We start from the raw sequence: 16,964 nt of genomic DNA on the forward strand, positions 1-16,964 counted from the left end.
GCTGACCCCAGCGCAACACGCCGGCACTTTCCCAACGGAAGTGGCCGGCGTCGCACTTTAACAGTGGTTACCCTGAAGGTATGGAATACCGCTACCTCGGCCGCTCAGGCCTGAAGATCACTGAAATCACCTACGGCAACTGGCTCACGCACGGCTCTCAGGTAGAGAACGACGTCGCTACGGCGTGCGTCCGTGCCGCGCTCGACGCCGGCATCACCACCTTTGACACGGCCGACGCCTACGCCAACGGGAAGGCAGAAGAGGTTTTGGGCGCTGCCTTGGCCTCCGAACGCCGCGAATCCCTAGAAGTGTTCACCAAGGTGTACTGGCCCGTGGGCCTCAAAGGACCCAACGACACCGGGCTCTCGCGCAAACACATCATGGAGGGCATCAACAACTCCCTGCGCCGCCTGAACATGGACTACGTGGACCTCTACCAGGCGCACCGCTTCGACTACGAAACTCCGTTGGAAGAAACCATTTCCGCCTTCGCCGATGTGGTGCGGGCTGGGAAAGCACTCTACATCGGTGTTTCCGAGTGGAATGCGGAGCAGCTCCGCGAGGGCCAACGTCTGGCACGTGAGGCCGGGTTCTCCCTGGTATCCAACCAGCCCCAGTACTCCGCGCTGTGGCGCGTCATTGAACCCGAGGTCATCCCGGCTTCAATTGAATTGGGCATGTCCCAGGTGGTGTGGTCACCCATGGCACAGGGCGTACTGAGTGGCAAGTACCTCCCCGGCGCTCCCCTGCCAGCCGGTTCACGCGCACTTGATGAGCACGGTGGGGCGAACACCATCAAGTCATTCCTCGATGATGAGATCCTCTCCAACGTGCAAAAGTTGCGCCCCGTTGCCGACGAGCTTGGCCTCACTATGCCTCAGCTGGCCATCGCCTGGGTGTTGCAAAATGAAAACGTCGCCACAGCCCTCGTGGGTGCCTCCCGCCCCGAGCAGGTTGCCGAAAACGTCAAGGCCTCCGGCGTGAAGATACCGGCCGAACTCATGTCCGCTATCGACACTGCCCTAGCCCCGTCAATTGTCAACGACCCCACCAAGACGCAGAGCCCGGCAACACGCGTCGCATAGCCGGAAACAGAAGCCGGGCCCCGCAGTCGCAGGCCCCGGAGCGAGGATGGATTTTGCTCGGGAGGAACGACCGGCAAAATCTTACTGCTCGCGAGGGGTCTGCGACGGAGGGCCGGGCTTCTTCTCGGCGGAACTACTTGCGCAGGGCTGCCAGTTCCTTGTTGATGCGGGCTGCCCAGAAGGGCCCTTCGTAAAGGAATGCCGTGTAACCCTGAACTAGGGTGGCCCCGGCGTCGAGGCGTTCCTGGACGTCGGCGGCGGTTTCAACGCCACCTACGGAGATCAACGTCAGCTGATCTCCAACGATGGCTTTCAGCTGCTTCAACACGGCGAGTGAGCGAGCCTTGAGCGGTGCACCGGAGAGTCCGCCGGCACCCTTCTCCTGCACCAACGCGTCGGGGCTGGCCAGTCCATCGCGGCTGATGGTGGTGTTGGTGGCGATGATGCCGTCGAGCTTGAGCTCAAGAGCCAGCGCGGCAACATCGGCCACGTCCTCGTCGGCCAGATCGGGTGCAATCTTGACCAGCAGCGGCACGTGGCGGCCGGCAGCGGCGTCCGCTGCCTCGCGGACACCCGTCAGGAGCGGCCGCAGCGTGGCAACGTCCTGGAGCAAACGCAGGCCGGGAGTGTTGGGAGAACTGACATTGACCACCATGTAGTCCGCCGATTGCGCCAAGGTGCGGGCGCTGACCAGATAATCGGCCAGCGCATCGTCAAGCTCAACAACCTTTGTCTTGCCAATGTTCACACCTATGATGGGGCGCACGCCCGGGTACGTCTTGACCAAGCCGGCCAGCGCCTGCGCCAGGCGTGGCGCAACGGCGGCGGCGCCGTCGTTATTGAACCCCATGCGATTGATGACGGCCCTGTCCGCGACGAGACGGAATAGGCGCGGTTGCGGGTTGCCGTCCTGGGCCGCACCGGTGATGGTTCCGACCTCAACGTGACCAAAACCGAGATTGGCCAGGGCGTTGATGCCTTGGCCTTCCTTGTCGAAACCAGCAGCCAAGCCAAACGGCGTCGGGAACGTCATGCCCAGAGCCTGCGTCTGCAGGGACGCGTGAGGGGTGAACAGGCGGCGCAGCACAGCACCAGCTCCCACGGTGTGGATGGCCTTGATCATGGTGAACCCGATCTTGTGGGCCTTTTCGGCGTCCATCCAGGAAAAGCAGAGCCGGAAAACTGTGGGATAAATTCGCATACCCCTAGTTTTCCGGTTCCGCAGCCCAACTGCAAAACGATCAAACATGACGTGGATGCGAAAAGGACTACCCACCTCACCGCAAAGAGGCGTTAGCATGGCCCAATGAATACCAATGGCGGTAACATCTGGCAGCAGTCTGACGTGGTAGTTGTGGGGGCTGGGCTCTCCGGTCTGGTGGCCGCCGCCGAGGCTTATAACGCGGGACGCAAGGTACTGATCCTTGATCAGGAGCCTGAAGCGTCGCTGGGCGGACAGGCTCATTGGTCCTTTGGCGGGCTGTTCCTTGTTGACTCTCCCGAGCAGCGCCGCCTCGGCGTCAAAGACTCCGTTGAGCTGGCCTTGAGTGACTGGATGGGTTCGGCCGCCTTTGACCGCCCCGAGGACACCTGGCCCCGCGCCTGGGCGGAGGCGTATGTGAACTTCGCCGCCGGCGAGAAACGCTCGTGGCTGCATGCCCTCGGCGTGCGGCTCTTCCCTTTGGTCCAGTGGGCCGAACGCGGCGGTTACGACGCGCAAGGGCACGGCAATTCCGTCCCCCGCTTCCACGTGGTCTGGGGCACCGGCCCCGGCATCGTGGCGCCCTTCCTGAGCAAAGTGCAAGAAGGTATTGCCGCCGGACGCGTGCAAATCGCATTCCGTCACCGCGCCACGGAGTTAATGTTCGACGGCGGAGCCGTCACCGGAGTGCGTGGGCAGCTTCTGGAGCCTTCTGCCGCCGCTCGCGGGGTGGCCAGTAGCCGAAGCGTGGTGGGCGCCTTTGAGGTCTCTTCCGACGCGGTTATTGTCACCACTGGCGGCATTGGCGGGAATCATCCCATGGTCCGCGATCAATGGCCCAACGGTAACGGACCGGCCTACATGCTGGCCGGGGTCCCGGCCTCCGTTGATGGTCAGTTCCAGCAGTCGGTGGCCAGCAGCGGTGGCACCCTGATCAATACTGACCGCATGTGGCACTATCCCGAGGGCATCCATAATCCTGATCCGGTATGGCCCAACCATGGAATTCGCATCCTGTCCGGCCCCTCTCCCCTGTGGCTCGACGCCACCGGAAGGCGGCTTCCGGTGCCCCTGTTCCCGGGCTTTGATTCGCTAGGCACCCTGCGCCATTTGGAGACCACCGGACATGGGCATTCCTGGTTTGTGCTGAACAAAACCATCATGAGCAAGGAATTTGCCCTCTCTGGCTCCGAGCAAAACCCGGACCTGACAGGCAAGGATGTAAAGCTCCTGGCGAAGCGGGCCTTGCCGGGCACCATCGGCCCTGTGCAGAAGTTTCTCGATGCCGGGATCGACTTTGTCCAGGCCACCACGGCCCAGGAACTGGCAGCCAAAATGAACGCTCTAGTGGGCACCACCCTGATCGATCCCGAAGGTCTGCACAGTTCCATCGTGGCGCGTGACATGCAGGTAAACAGCGGGCTGGGTAAGGACACTCAGCTCAACGCCATCCGTGAAGCACGCCGTTTTGCCACCGACAAGTTAATGCGAGTGGTGCCACCCCATCCTCTGCTGGCCCCAGAGCACGGCCCGCTCATTGCTGTCCGCTTGAGCACCTTGACCCGCAAAAGCCTGGGCGGGCTTGCCACGGACCTATCTGCCCGAGTGCTTGGTGCGCACGGTGAGCCAATCCCTGGCCTCTTTGCTGCCGGGGAAGCGGCCGGCTTTGGTGGCGGCGGCATGCATGGCTACCGCTCCCTTGAAGGAACATTCCTGGGCGGCTGCCTATTCTCCGGCCGCACGGCGGGCCGGCAGGCTGCGGGTACCATCGGTGGATGAGCAACAGCAAACCACAGTGGGTCCCTGACATTCTGGGCCCCGACTATGAGGCCACCACCTTGCTGGTGCAGACCCGCGAACAGGTGATGGCCGAGCAGGACTACCTTGAACAGGGCTCAGCTGAGCAGAATCTGGCCGGACCGCTTTACAGAGCGACCCTGGTGCGGCACCGACCGCGTGAGCGAGCAGCTGGGGCTGGGGTGCCTCGCTCAGGTGTCCCCGTGCTCTTCATCCACGGATGGAGCGACTACTTCTACAACACCGGGCTAGCCGAATTCTTTACTGACCGGGGCTACGATTTTTACGCCCTTGACCTCCATAACCATGGACGCAGCTTGGATTCCCCGGATATGGGCGGTTACGTAGCCAATCTGGCCGACTACGACGCCGAGATCCTCGCCGCACACGGGGTTATCTGTAATGACGTCACTAACAACTGTGAGATTGGTGGCGACCGTCAGCTCATCCTGGTGGGCCACTCCACCGGCGGACTCATAGCGACTCTCTGGGCACACCACCATCCTGGACTTGTCAGCCATCTGGTGCTCAACAGTCCGTGGCTGGAGATTCAGGGAGGAGCCGCCATTAGGCGCGCCGCCACTCCGCTGGTACAGCTTGCTGATCTGCGACCACTGCTGCGCATGCGCGTTCCAGAGCGTTCCTTTTACTGGCGCGGCATCAGCAATCAGGCGTACGGCGAATGGGCAGTCGATAAAGCCCTGCGACCACCGCACGCGTTTCCCGTCCGGGCCGGGTGGATGAAGGCCATTTTGGCCGCCCAGCAGGAGGTCGCCACAGGACTAAAGCTCCCCATGCCGATCCTGGTGCTGCTCTCATCCAAGAGCATGCTCGGCCCGGTGTGGAATGATCAAATGCTGCACGCCGATGTGGTCCTGGACGTGCGCTCTCTCGCCTTGCGAACCCTGTCTCTTGGCAATTCGGTAACGCTGGAGAGGATCGACGGCGCCCTGCACGAAGTGTTCCTGTCCCGGCGGCCGGTCCGTGAAGACGCCTATGCCAAGTTGGCTCGCTGGCTGCACGGTTACGTAGATCATAATTTAACCCAACAGCGTTAAAAAGAGAGTTAACTGAGAATCAGGCAGCCTAGGCTTGAGCGGCTGCGTCTATGGCACCACCATAGCGCCGGTCTCGGCGGGCATACTCATCCACGGCAGCCCACAAGGTCCGGCGGTCCACATCAGGCCACATGGTATTCATGAAGACGAACTCGGCATAGGCCGACTGCCACAGAAGGAAGTTGGAGAGCCGCTGCTCTCCGCTGGATCGTAGGAACAAGTCCACGTCCGGGACATCTGGCAAGTACAGGTACTTCTGGACGGTCTTCTCATTAACGTGCTTGGGACTCAGTCGTCCGGCTGCCACATCGGCAGCCAATGCGGCTACGGCATCGGCGATTTCTGCCCGCCCTCCGTAGTTAACACACATGGTCAACGTGATCACGTCATTGTCTTTGGTATGTTCCTGTGCGGCCTCGAGCTCTTTGATGACCGACCCCCACAACTTTGGCCTGCGTCCGGCCCAGCGAATCCGAACTCCCCAGGCGTCAAGCTGGTCCCGCTGACGTCTTAGCACATCTTTGTTAAATCCCATGAGGAAGCGAATCTCTTCCGGTGAGCGCTTCCAGTTTTCGGTGGAAAAGGCATAGACGCTGATGTACTTAATGCCCATTTCAATGGCACCGGCCATCACATCCAGCAGCGCCGGCTCTCCAGCTTTGTGACCTTCTATACGCGGCAGGCCCCGCTCATTGGCCCAACGACCGTTACCGTCCATGACGATGGCCACATGTTCGGGGATAAGTTCTCGTGGAATAGCCGGAACCGGCACACCCGTTGCGTGCGGCCAGGGTGCCACCACGGGTGGCTTTGCCGGATTGCGGCCACTCTTGCTTCCGCTTCTGCTTTTGTTTCCGCTTCGCTCCAGTGCCATATTTCTATACACGCTCCACAAGTTTCAGGGAACGCACTGTGCGTTCCAAATGCCATTGCACGTAAGCAGCTACTAGTCCTGCCGCTTCGCGTCGGTGAATTGTCAAAGATCCATCGGCTCCACTCCAGTTGCCACTGAGCAGCTGCCCCAACAACACCATGGTCTCGGGGGCAGGGGCAGGAGAGCCCGGCGGCCGGCAGTCGTGGCAGACCGCCCCACCCAGCGACGCGTTGAAAGCACCATGGGGACCGGGCTCGCCGCAGCGTGCGCAGTCCGAGAAACTTGGCGCCCACCCTGCTATCGACACAGCGCGTAACAGATACGAGTCAAGAATGAGTTCGGGGGCATGGGCGCCGCGACTGAGAGCAGCCAGAGCGCCCACCAGCAGCAGGTAGTGGGCGGTTGAGGTTTCACCATCAATGTCGGTGAGCCGCTCTGCTGTCTCGGCCATGGCTGCAGCCACTACATATCTGTCATAGTTGGCCGCGATGGCATCCCCGTAGCTGGCACGGGCCACAGCTTGGGTGATGATGTCCAGTGAGCGGCCCTTGACGAGCTGCAGATCTGCCACCATGAATGGTTCAAGTCGGGCGCCGAACTTACTGCTTGTACGCCGCACACCTTTGGCTACCGCCCGCAACTGCCCATGATGATGGGTCAATAAGGTGATGATCCGGTCTGCCTCACCCAATTTGTGAGTACGCAAGATGACGGCATCATCCCTGTAGGTGCGGGCAGCAAACGATTGATTGGGCACTCCCCCATTGTCCCATCTTTACCCGGCGCGGGCGTCCCAACCGCGCCGGCAACCAGAACACCCCGGTACTGGCCACTGTCATGGCGAATACCGGGGTGTTTTTTACGGCTGGTAGGAGGCTAGGCCTTAGGCGGCGTTCTTGACGTCCCGGATGGCCCGGTTGACAGCTGAGATAACGGCCTTGAGCGAGGACGTGGAGGTGTTGGCATCAATGCCGACGCCCCACAGCACACGCTCGCCGACGGCGCACTCAACGAAGGCTGCGGCGCGGGCATCGCCACCCTCAGAGAGAGCATGCTCGGAGTAATCCAGAACTCGCACGTCCACGCCGTCCTCGGCCAAAATGGCCAACAGGGCCGCGATGGGGCCGTTGCCGGTTCCCGTGCGGGTGTGGACGGCACCGTCAATGCTGACCTTGGCAGTAAGGGTCATTTCGCCCTCATCATCCGTTGACGTGGTGAATGAACCGATACGGTAGCGAGCCCACTGGCCGTCATTGCCCTCAGCCGGCAGGTATTCGTCCTTGAAGATGGTCCACAGTTCAGCGGCACTCACTTCACCACCCACCGTGTCGGTGCGCTGCTGAATGACGCCGGAGAACTCAATCTGGGCACGGCGGGGCAGGTCCAGGCTGTGCTCGTTCTTGAGCAGGTAGGCCACACCACCCTTGCCCGACTGGGAATTCACACGGATAACAGCCTCGTAGCTGCGCCCCAAGTCCTTCGGGTCAACGGGCAGGTACGGCACGGCCCAGGTGTGGTTCTCCACAGTGGTGCCAGCCGCTTCGGCGTCGGCAGCCATGGCGTCGAAGCCCTTCTTGATAGCGTCCTGGTGTGAGCCGGAGAAGGCTGTGAACACGAGGTCGCCACCGTAAGGAGAGCGTTCCGGAACGGGCAGCTGGTTGCAGTACTCCACCGTGCGGCGGATTTCATCGATGTCGGAGAAGTCCAGCATGGGGTCAATACCCTGAGTGAACATGTTCAGTCCCAGCGTCACCAGGTCAACGTTGCCCGTGCGTTCGCCGTTACCAAACAGGCAGCCCTCAATGCGGTCAGCGCCGGCCAGGTAGCCCAGTTCAGCAGCAGCGACACCCGTTCCGCGATCGTTGTGCGGGTGCAAGGAAAGAATGATCCCTTCACGCGGGTGCAAGTTGCGGCTCATCCACTCTATGGAATCCGCATAGACGTTGGGAGTCGCCATTTCAACGGTGGCTGGCAGGTTCATGATGACCTGGTTGTCGGCAGACGCTTCGAAAATATCAGCGATGGCGTTGCACACGCGCAGCGCATATTCCGGCTCTGTTCCGGTGAAGGACTCGGGAGAGTATTCGTAGGTGATATGGGTATCGACCAACGTCTCTTCATACTTCTTGCACAGGCGGGCACCCTGCAATGCAATGTCCAAGATGCCGTCTTCGTCCTGGTTGAACACCACCCGCCGCTGCAGCACAGAGGTGGAGTTGTACAGGTGCACGATGGCCTGCTTGGCACCCTGAAGTGATTCGTAGGTCCGCTCGATCAGGTGTTCGCGGGCCTGCGTCAGGACCTGGATGGTGACATCGTCGGGGATATGGCCACCCTCGATCAGTTGGCGAACAAAGTCAAAGTCAGTCTGTGAGGCGGAAGGGAACCCAACCTCAATTTCCTTGAAACCCATCTTGACCAGCAGCGCAAACATCTTCAGCTTGCGGCCCGGGCTCATGGGATCGATGAGTGCCTGATTGCCATCCCGCAGGTCAACGGCGCACCAGCGCGGGGCCTTGGTGATGGTCTTATCCGGCCAGGTGCGGTCAGGCAGGCTGACGGAAATCTGGTCCTGGAACGGAATGTAGCGGTGTACGGGCATTCCTGAGGTTTTTTGCGCATTTCGCATTGTGGGTGACCTTAATGTTGTTCAACGAGAGGGAGGCCGGCCGGGCAACACAAACACCGCAGCGAGGGTGGCCATTGCCCACATTGATCACATCAACGGGTTCGAGGCCTCGCCGCGGCAGCTAAGAAGAAGCATTCCAGTGCGCACAAATTCACCCTAACACGGCACGTAGGATGAAGGTGAACGATCTCACGTTGTGGGCTCTGGCGCCGCCCATCACCACTTCGACAGCCAGACAGCAATTCGGCAAGACTGCAAGAGCACAAATATTTTTAAAGGCCGCAAACCCACGAAGGGGAAACGATCCACTTGACTCACACCGGAATCAATCTCAGTAATATTGACCCGAGCACAAGGCCCCAGGATGACCTGTTTCGCCACGTCAATGGCGCTTGGCTGGACGCGGAGGTGATTCCTGATGACCGCGCAGTCACCGGCTCATTCATCACCTTGCGTGACGACTCTGAAAATGCCGTCAAGGCCATCATTGAACACGCTGCCACCGAGGCAAGTAACCCAGACGCCGCAAATCCCGTCTTATCCGCCAAAATCGGCGCCCTCTATTCGGACTTCATGGATGAGGCTGCCATTAACGCTGCCGGGGCCGCGCCGCTCGGTGACAAGCTCCGTGCCATTGCGGAGGCCACCACGATCGATGCCTTGGTCCAACTCATGGGCGCGCTTGATCGTACCGGTGGCAGCACCTTGTTTGGTGCCTATGTTAATAACGACGCCGGCAATCCTGACCACGCGCTGCTGCACCTTTTTCAGGCTGGCCTGGGACTCCCGGATGAGTCCTACTACCGGGATGAAAAGTTTGCGGCAATCCGCGCATCCTATGTGAGTCATATTCAGTCCATGTTGGAGTTGGCGGCAGTGCCAGATGCCGCGGCAAAGGCACCACGCATCATGGCGCTAGAGACGCAGATCGCCGCGACACATTTGGACAAGGTGTCCCTACGGGATCCGCAAAAAACATACAACCTGATGACGCGCCAGGAAGTCCTCACCCTGTTGCCTGCACTGGCCACTTGGCTGGATGAGCTCGGCGTCACGGCCGCGCAGAGCAGCGAAATGGTTGTTGCCACTCCTGAGTTCTTCATCGGCCAGCAGGCGCTGCTGGTGGAAGACCGGATTGCTGACTGGCAGGCATGGCTGGTCATGCGCACCATCTCCAGCCTGGCCGGTTACCTGTCCAAGGAATTCGTCGACACCAACTTCGCCTTCTACGGCACAACCCTCAGCGGCACTCCCGCCATCCGGGACCGTTGGAAGCGCGCCGTGGCACTTGTAGAAGGCGTGCTGGGCGAGGCCGTGGGCCAGCTGTATGTGGCAAAGCACTTCCCGGAATCCCACAAGGCACACATGGAAGCCCTGGTGGCCAACCTCATTGAGGCCTACCGCATCAGCATCGCCGACCTTGCTTGGATGAGCAATGCAACCAAGGAGAAGGCGCTTGAGAAATTGGCCGCCTTCACACCCAAAATTGGGTACCCGTCCACGTGGCGTGACTATTCAACCTTGGACATTGTGGAAGGTGACTTGCTGGGCAACATTGAGCGCAGCAACGCCTTCGAGCTGGCCCGCCAGCTGGCAAAAATCGGGGCCCCCATTGACCGTGAGGAGTGGCTTATGACCCCACAGACGGTCAATGCCTACTACAACCCCGCCATGAATGAGGTGGTCTTCCCGGCTGCTATTTTGCAGCCGCCCTTCTTCGATGCCGAGGCCGACGACGCCGCCAACTACGGCGGAATCGGCGCCGTTATTGGCCACGAGATTGGCCACGGATTCGATGATCAGGGTTCCCAATTTGACGGTTCCGGAGCACTGCGGAATTGGTGGTCCGACGATGACCGTGCCGCGTTTGAAAACCTCACGGGAAAATTGGTGAATCAGTACAACGCTTTGTCCCCTGAGGCCGCCCCTGAAGAGTTCGTCAACGGTGAGCTCACTCTGGGTGAGAACATTGGTGATCTAGGTGGTTTGGCCATCGGATACAAGGCCTACCACCTAAGCCTCAACGGCAGCAGCGCCCCCGTCATTGATGGACTGAGCGGTGCCACGCGTTTCTTCTACTCGTGGGCCGAATGCTGGCGTACCAAGATCCGTCACGAGGAAGCCGTGCGGCGCCTCACGGTTGATCCGCACTCCCCCGCGGAACTGCGCTGCAATGCTGTGGTGAGCAATCTTGACGCCTTCCACGAGGCCTTCGGCACGGCAGACGGGGACCAGCTATGGCTTGCCCCGGAAGAGCGCGTGAGCATCTGGTAGGACTAGGAGAACAAGGACAAATCGGGGCGCCGGGATGAAAGAAATCTTTCATCCCGGCGCCCCTATTTGTTTGAGTCGCAACAGCTCCAGCAAGTGGATACAGCTTGCTGCCAGTTCGGGGTCAGTTCGTCGCTAGTTGGTGTAGAACAACGGATTGACTACTAAACACCCGGAGCTTTGTTCGGCGGTGCTGGAGACTATGTCCGGTGGGATTACGATCGTGCCAAACTCCTTGCCGGAGACCCAATCTGCGCCCACTACCAGGCTCACGCCGGTCACCGTGGGATCAGACTTCACGGCGCTGGCCGGAAGCTTGAATAGCGTGGCAAGGTCTGCTGCAACATCTGCCATATCGGCGCCGTACAGTAGCTGGGTCTCGTTCACCACTGGGACATCGCCAGCCTGCCATGCACTCTGGAAGCCCTTTGCTGCCAGTTCCTGCACAAGCTCCAGGGATCGGCCAACAATTCCAGTGGCATTGACCACGCTGATGGGTTGAACTGACTTGTCATAGGGCACCGAGCTCGGGGCTGCAGTGGTAGGCGCCGCACTCGCAGGGGCGCCGGACGTGCCAGACGGTTTAGCTGCCGCCGTTGTGGGCTTTGGACTACCCGTCAAGTCCGTGTCCTTGCGCAGCGCAGCGAAGAACTGGCTGGCCTGAGGCTGTTTGAGCTGAACCCTGTTGTTATCGGCTGCATATGGCTCGGTGGGAACGGTGACAAAAGAGACCTTGGCGAGGTCGATCTTGGCCAGACGAGTGGCAATCTTCACCATGGAGGGAACATTCGCCAGGTCCTGGTCAATGGTGAGGTTCTTCGTGATGACGTCAGCCAAGTTGTAAAGCTTGGGCAAATTAGTCAGGGTGTCTTCGCTCTTGACCTTGCGGACCATAGAGCCGAGGAACTGTTGCTGAGCCTTGATCCGGTCTAGGTCACCGGAATCACCAAAGGCGTGGCGAGTTCGCAGGAAGGCCAAGGCCTGTTCACCTTCCACCAGGCTTTTGCCCTTGGGCAGACGAAGGAAGGATCCGCCGTCGTCGAACATGGCGTGGTCCACGCATACCTCAACCCCGCCCAGAGCCTTGGAAAGCTCCTTGACAGCTGTGAAGTCGGCCAGCATGAAGTGGTCAATAGTCAGCCCGGTGACGTCATTGATGGCAGCCACGGTGCAACCGGGGCCTGCCTGCAAGGCCCCGTTGAGCTGTCCACTGAGGCTCCCAGGGATAGTTTTTTTGTCCGTGGCGGAGACGCAATCGGGGATGGGGACCATCAAGTCGCGAGGGAAACTCGTGACAGAAACCCTGCTGTTGTCAGGGGAGATATCCATCAGCAGCATGACATCTGACTGGCCGGCTCCGGCCGAGTCCTCCTCGGTGCCGTACTGACTGTTCTTGCCTTCGCGAGTATCGGTGCCCAGAATCAAGATTTGCAGCGATCCGGTGTCTTCTATGGACGAGCTCGAGGTGCCGTTCGGTACACGGGCATCCAATGGAGACGTGGTGACGTTACTCTGCAGCTTGTAGAACAACAGTCCAGCCGTGCCCACCCCGACGACCAAAACCGTGCACAGTGCCAAAGCGGTAATACGGATCCACAACGGTGCTTGGCGGCGGGGCTTGAAATGCCTACCGGCCGGATCGTTAGCATTCTCCGGTTCACTATTTGGGGTGCCGGCAGCCTCAGCTGCCCCCGTTTCGGCACGGCGTCGCCCCATGAATAAACCTTTCAGTATGGATATAAAACTCTGATGAGTTTAGCGGCGAAGGCTGGGAACATCCCCAAAGCCACACGTTCGCCCAAAATAAACACCAAGAAGTTGGGCGGCGGCTCTAAGGAGCGCCGCTCGCCCAACAACTTTTTTTCGAATAGCAGGTGTTTAGAAGCCGAGCTTCACAAGCTGCTTGGGGTCCCGCTGCCAATCCTTGGCTACCTTGACATGCAGGTCCAGATAGATCTTTGTTCCAAGCAAAGCCTCGATGCCTTTTCGGGCGGTGGTGCCCACATCACGGAGCCGGGCCCCACCCTTACCAATGATGATGGCCTTCTGCGAGGGTCGCTCAACGTAAAGGTTGACACGTACATCCAGCAGCGGGTTGTCCTCGGGACGCCCCTCACGAGGCAGAATCTCCTCAACCACTACGGCCAGGGAATGCGGCAGCTCGTCACGAACACCTTCCAGTGCAGCCTCGCGGATCAGCTCCGCGACCATGACAGCCTCGGGCTCGTCGGTGAGGTGACCATCCGGGTACAGGGCAGGCGAGAGGGGCATAAAGCTGGCAATGACGCCGGCCAGGGTCTCGACTTGGAAGTCTTCCACAGCGGAAACAGGCACGACGGCGGCAAATCCACTCTCGCCGAAGATCTCCCGTCCCAGCCGGTCAACGGCAATGAGCTGGTCTGTGACAGCCTGGCGGTCCACGGTGTCAGTCTTGGTGACGATGGCGATGACGGGCTTTTTGCCCACCTGTGAAAGCTGCTGAGCGATGAACCGATCACCGGGACCGATCTTTTCGTTGGCCGGCAGGCAGAATCCAATGACGTCAACTTCGGCAAGGGTGTCGGCCACTAGATCGTTCAGGCGCTTGCCCAATAGGGTGCGCGGGCGGTGCAGACCCGGGGTGTCAACCAGAACCAGCTGGTAGCTGTCCCTGTGGACCAGGCCACGAATGGTGTGGCGGGTGGTTTGCGGCTTCGCAGAAGTGATGGCAACCTTTTGGCCCACCAGTGCGTTAGTCAAGGTCGACTTGCCAGCGTTGGGACGGCCAGCCAAGACGGCAAAGCCGGCTCGAAAGCCGTCGTCCTTGGGAGCAGGCATAGCCAGTTTCTTGTTCGACTTACTCATGGTTGCTCCTATTATTTTCATCATTGGACGCCTCGTTATGAGACGCAATACCTTGTTTTTGTTCTGTACTGAAAGTGTCCGTCTCAGGGCGCCTGCTGGCAATACTGCGACTGGCAATGACATGGCTGATGCGGTTGCGTTGGGGTTCTTTACGTTCTGCTTGCAAAATTAACCCGGACACTTCAACAATGTCCCCCACCATGGGGATCCTACCCAAGTGCTTGGCCAGAAGGCCGCCCACCGTGTCCACCTCGTCGTCGTCCATGTCCTTGCCAAAGAGCTCACCCAATTCAGCGACAGCCATTCTGGCCCGGATCCGGAATTGTCCTTCAGCAAGTGTTTGCACATCAAGGGACACTGAATCGTACTCGTCAGCAATGTCACCGACAATTTCCTCAATGAGGTCCTCAAGGGTGACTAGGCCAGCAGTTCCGCCGTATTCATCCACAACAATGGCAACATGGGTGGACTCCACCTGCAGTTCTTTCAGCAGCACATCCACCGGCTTGGACTCGGGAACGTATCTGACACTGCGGGAGAGCTGCTCGACTGTGGGCTGCCCTTGGACTCCACTGTTGCGATAGAGACTTGCCACCAAATCTTTCAGGTACAAGATGCCCAGAATGTGATCGGTACTGTCGCCGATCACCGGAATGCGGGAATAGCCGGAGGAGAGAAAGATCTCCAACGCTTCTTCCAAGGGGGAGTCTTGTTCGATGCTCTGAATATCGGTGCGCGGAACCATGACGGCGCGAACCATGGTTTCACCCATGTCGATCACGCTGTGGATGAGTTCGGCCTCGTTATCCTCAATCATGTCCGATTCGCTGGCCCTGTCGACGAATTCACGGAATTCCTCTTCGCTGACAAACCCCTCATCGGCGGGCGGGGCGTCCTTGGCCAGTGCCGCACCGAGCCGGTTCAACCACTCGGGGATGGGTCCCAGAACGCGGCGCAGCGCGTGCACCAGCCAGGAGGAGCGGCCCACTAGTGCACCGGCATGGAGCCGGCCTAGGCGACGAGGGGAAACTCCCACGATCATGAAGCCGAGAAAGGCCATGATGACGGTGGCAATGAGTCCGGCAATCCATTCGTTCTCGAGTAAACGCACAAAGAAAATCGCCACAGCCACGGCAGCGGCCATCTCAGACCACACCCGCCAAAACTTCAGGGCGTTAATGTGTGCCAGCGGATCTTCCAGGACTTTTTCCAAGGAAACGCCCCGGCGGTGCGTGGCAATAGTTTCAGCATCGTGGCGCGGGAAGAATGCCACGGCTGATTCAATAGCCGTCAGGAAGGCGGCAATGGCCGTGAAGAGAATCCCCATGACCGGTAAGAAAACCAGAGTCACCGAGTAGTCTCCTGAGGCGCTTCCTTACCTAGGAAGCTGGACAGCAGTTCACGCTGAAGGCCAAACATCTCTTCTTTTTCATCCGGTTCACGGTGGTCATAGCCCATGAGGTGCAACATGCCATGCGTGGTCAGCAGCAGCAGTTCCTCATCCATGGAGTGCCCTGCGGCCACAGCCTGCTCTTGGGCTACTACGGGGCACAGGACAATATCGCCCAACAAACCGGCAGGGGTGGGATCGCTGGCCGTGCCCGGACGGAGTTCGTCCATGGGGAAGGAGAGTACGTCGGTGGGGCCTGGCTCATCCATCCACTCGATGTGGAGTTTTTCCATGGTTTCCAGATCCGCCAGAATCACCGAAACTTCGGTTTGCGGGTGCAGGTGCATGGCGTTGAGGATGTGCCTGATGAGCTTGACGAGCTCCTCCTCGGGCGCCGGAACGCCCGACTCATTGTTGATTTCGATGCTCATCGTGAAGTGCTGTCCTTCGGTTTTGTGGGGCTGGGATGGGCGTCATCCCAGCTGTTGTAGGCGCTGACAATGGCGCCCACCAGGCGGTGGCGCACCACATCGGTGGCGTCCAGTATGGAGAAGTTGATGTCATCAACGTCTCGAAGAATGTCCCTGACCACGCGCAGCCCTGATTTGGTTCCAGAGGGCAGGTCAACTTGGGTGATGTCGCCGGTGACGACAATCTTGGAGCCGAAGCCCAACCGAGTCAGAAACATTTTCATCTGCTCGGGGGTGGTGTTTTGGGCCTCATCCAAAATGATGAACGCATCGTTGAGGGTGCGTCCTCGCATATAAGCCAGCGGAGCCACTTCTATGGTTCCAGCCGCCATGAGTCGCGGGATAGTTTCGGGATCCATCATGTCGTGCAGCGCGTCATAGAGCGGGCGCAGATAGGGATCGATTTTGTCGCTCAGAGTTCCAGGCAGGAAGCCCAACCGTTCCCCGGCTTCAACAGCGGGGCGGGTCAGAATGATCCGGCTAACTTCCTTGTGCTGCAGGGCCTGGACGGCCTTGGCCATGGCCAGATACGTTTTTCCGGTACCAGCCGGGCCAATGCCAAACACCACGGTGTTGCGGTCAATGGCATCGACGTAGTCTTTTTGATTTGCTGTCTTGGGCCTAATGGTGCGGCCCCTGCTGGAGAGGATGTCGTGGGTCAGGATGTCAACCACTGACACCTCAGGCCGAGACTTGAGCATGGCAACCAATTGTTCCCACACCCCGGCCGTCATGGCGCTGTCGCGGGCTACCATGCCACGGGCTTCTTCCATGAGGTGCATGATGCGTGGCACCACAGAGGTGGGTCCGGTAATGGTCAGGACATTGCCACGGGCCAGAAAAGAAATTCCGGGGTATAGGTTCTCAACTATCCGTAACCCTTCATCTTCGGTGCCGAGCGTGGCAACCATCTGCTCGGTGGAGCGGAAATGGACCAGTTCGGTGCGTGTGCCGTCGACGGAGTGCGGGAAACGCCCTCCGGGCCCCTCCTCAGAGGATGGACCGCCGTGGTGTGCTGTTGTCTCTGCCATAAGTCCGGCCTATCGAGGCCTGAAATCTCTCCTTGGTTGTACCGGCTTTTAGCTCCGGCTATCTGGCTCTTTCTACGTAGAGTCAATTCTAATGCACGGCCTCGTCATAGTGCCCCTACCATTTCCCCACAGGGCCCAAAACCCCGCTGCGCAACTCCAATACACACTGTTCATCGAGTCTGCAAGCTACCTGCGAGAAGTGTTTCGATACGGTTTCAGTTCTCACCAACGGGCCAATTCCAGCGCATCCGGACATTCTCCTGTGCCAAGCTAGATAGTGTTCACGGCCTTGTGGGGATGCTTGGAACAGCCCA

Annotated in this window: 13 protein-coding genes; 4 read left to right on the top strand and 9 right to left on the bottom strand. The window is 59.6% G+C overall.

Features of this window, described 5'->3' with window-relative positions:
• The first annotated feature begins 80 nt into the window (after positions 1-80).
• The gene (locus CXQ93_RS11850; protein ID WP_104110606.1) at positions 81-1,085 is read left to right on the top strand and encodes an aldo/keto reductase family protein; all 1,005 of its coding nucleotides are present in this window, start codon (positions 81-83) and stop codon (positions 1,083-1,085) included.
• 133 nt (positions 1,086-1,218) lie between these two features.
• On the opposite strand, the gene CXQ93_RS11855 is transcribed toward CXQ93_RS11850, so the two are convergent.
• Positions 1,219-2,286, bottom strand: coding sequence for a quinone-dependent dihydroorotate dehydrogenase (locus CXQ93_RS11855; protein ID WP_104110607.1), 1,068 nt, complete (start codon positions 2,284-2,286; stop codon positions 1,219-1,221).
• A gap of 105 nt (positions 2,287-2,391) precedes the next feature.
• On the opposite strand from CXQ93_RS11855, the gene CXQ93_RS11860 reads away from it, so the two are divergent.
• Entirely contained in the window at positions 2,392-4,065 is a 1,674-nt protein-coding gene (locus tag CXQ93_RS11860; RefSeq protein ID WP_181036137.1) for an FAD-binding dehydrogenase, read from the top strand.
• On the top strand, positions 4,062-5,141 hold the full coding sequence (locus CXQ93_RS11865) for an alpha/beta hydrolase (protein ID WP_258068931.1): 1,080 nt from the start codon (positions 4,062-4,064) through the stop codon (positions 5,139-5,141). The genes CXQ93_RS11860 and CXQ93_RS11865 overlap by 4 nt, the downstream gene beginning before the upstream one ends.
• A gap of 28 nt (positions 5,142-5,169) precedes the next feature.
• On the opposite strand, the gene CXQ93_RS11870 is transcribed toward CXQ93_RS11865, so the two are convergent.
• From CXQ93_RS11870 to leuA, 3 genes are all read right to left on the bottom strand, one after another.
• Positions 5,170-6,015 (bottom strand): isoprenyl transferase, encoded by an 846-nt coding sequence (locus tag CXQ93_RS11870; RefSeq protein WP_104110608.1) that lies wholly within the window; start codon positions 6,013-6,015, stop codon positions 5,170-5,172.
• 4 nt (positions 6,016-6,019) lie between these two features.
• On the bottom strand, positions 6,020-6,772 hold the full coding sequence (gene recO, locus CXQ93_RS11875) for a DNA repair protein RecO (protein ID WP_104110609.1): 753 nt from the start codon (positions 6,770-6,772) through the stop codon (positions 6,020-6,022).
• Between the two features lie 126 nt (positions 6,773-6,898).
• Complete coding sequence (leuA, locus tag CXQ93_RS11880) at positions 6,899-8,644, bottom strand: 2-isopropylmalate synthase (protein WP_104110610.1); 1,746 nt, start codon at positions 8,642-8,644, stop codon at positions 6,899-6,901.
• A gap of 309 nt (positions 8,645-8,953) precedes the next feature.
• Between leuA and CXQ93_RS11885 the strand changes: the two genes are divergently transcribed.
• The gene (locus tag CXQ93_RS11885; RefSeq protein ID WP_104110611.1) at positions 8,954-10,918 is read left to right on the top strand and encodes a M13 family metallopeptidase; all 1,965 of its coding nucleotides are present in this window, start codon (positions 8,954-8,956) and stop codon (positions 10,916-10,918) included.
• 132 nt (positions 10,919-11,050) lie between these two features.
• Here CXQ93_RS11885 and CXQ93_RS11890 read toward each other — a convergent pair whose 3' ends face one another.
• The 5 genes from CXQ93_RS11890 to CXQ93_RS11910 form a co-directional block, all read right to left on the bottom strand.
• The gene (locus CXQ93_RS11890; protein ID WP_104110612.1) at positions 11,051-12,631 is read right to left on the bottom strand and encodes an LCP family protein; all 1,581 of its coding nucleotides are present in this window, start codon (positions 12,629-12,631) and stop codon (positions 11,051-11,053) included.
• 162 nt (positions 12,632-12,793) lie between these two features.
• Entirely contained in the window at positions 12,794-13,759 is a 966-nt protein-coding gene (gene era, locus CXQ93_RS11895) for a GTPase Era (protein ID WP_104110613.1), read from the bottom strand.
• Positions 13,752-15,110: a hemolysin family protein gene (locus tag CXQ93_RS11900; protein WP_104110614.1), complete on the bottom strand. Its 1,359-nt coding sequence runs from the start codon at positions 15,108-15,110 to the stop codon at positions 13,752-13,754. Before CXQ93_RS11900 ends, era begins: the two co-directional genes overlap by 8 nt.
• Positions 15,107-15,580 carry an rRNA maturation RNase YbeY gene (gene ybeY / locus CXQ93_RS11905; protein ID WP_104110615.1) on the bottom strand — a complete coding sequence of 158 codons (474 nt, stop codon included), beginning with the start codon at positions 15,578-15,580 and terminating at the stop codon, positions 15,107-15,109. Before ybeY ends, CXQ93_RS11900 begins: the two co-directional genes overlap by 4 nt.
• Positions 15,577-16,650 carry a PhoH family protein gene (locus tag CXQ93_RS11910; RefSeq protein WP_104110616.1) on the bottom strand — a complete coding sequence of 358 codons (1,074 nt, stop codon included), beginning with the start codon at positions 16,648-16,650 and terminating at the stop codon, positions 15,577-15,579. The genes ybeY and CXQ93_RS11910 overlap by 4 nt, the downstream gene beginning before the upstream one ends.
• Positions 16,651-16,964: the final 314 nt, after the last annotated feature.

The sequence above is a fragment of the Arthrobacter sp. N199823 genome, assembly GCF_002929705.1.
Lineage (GTDB): Bacteria > Actinomycetota > Actinomycetes > Actinomycetales > Micrococcaceae > Specibacter.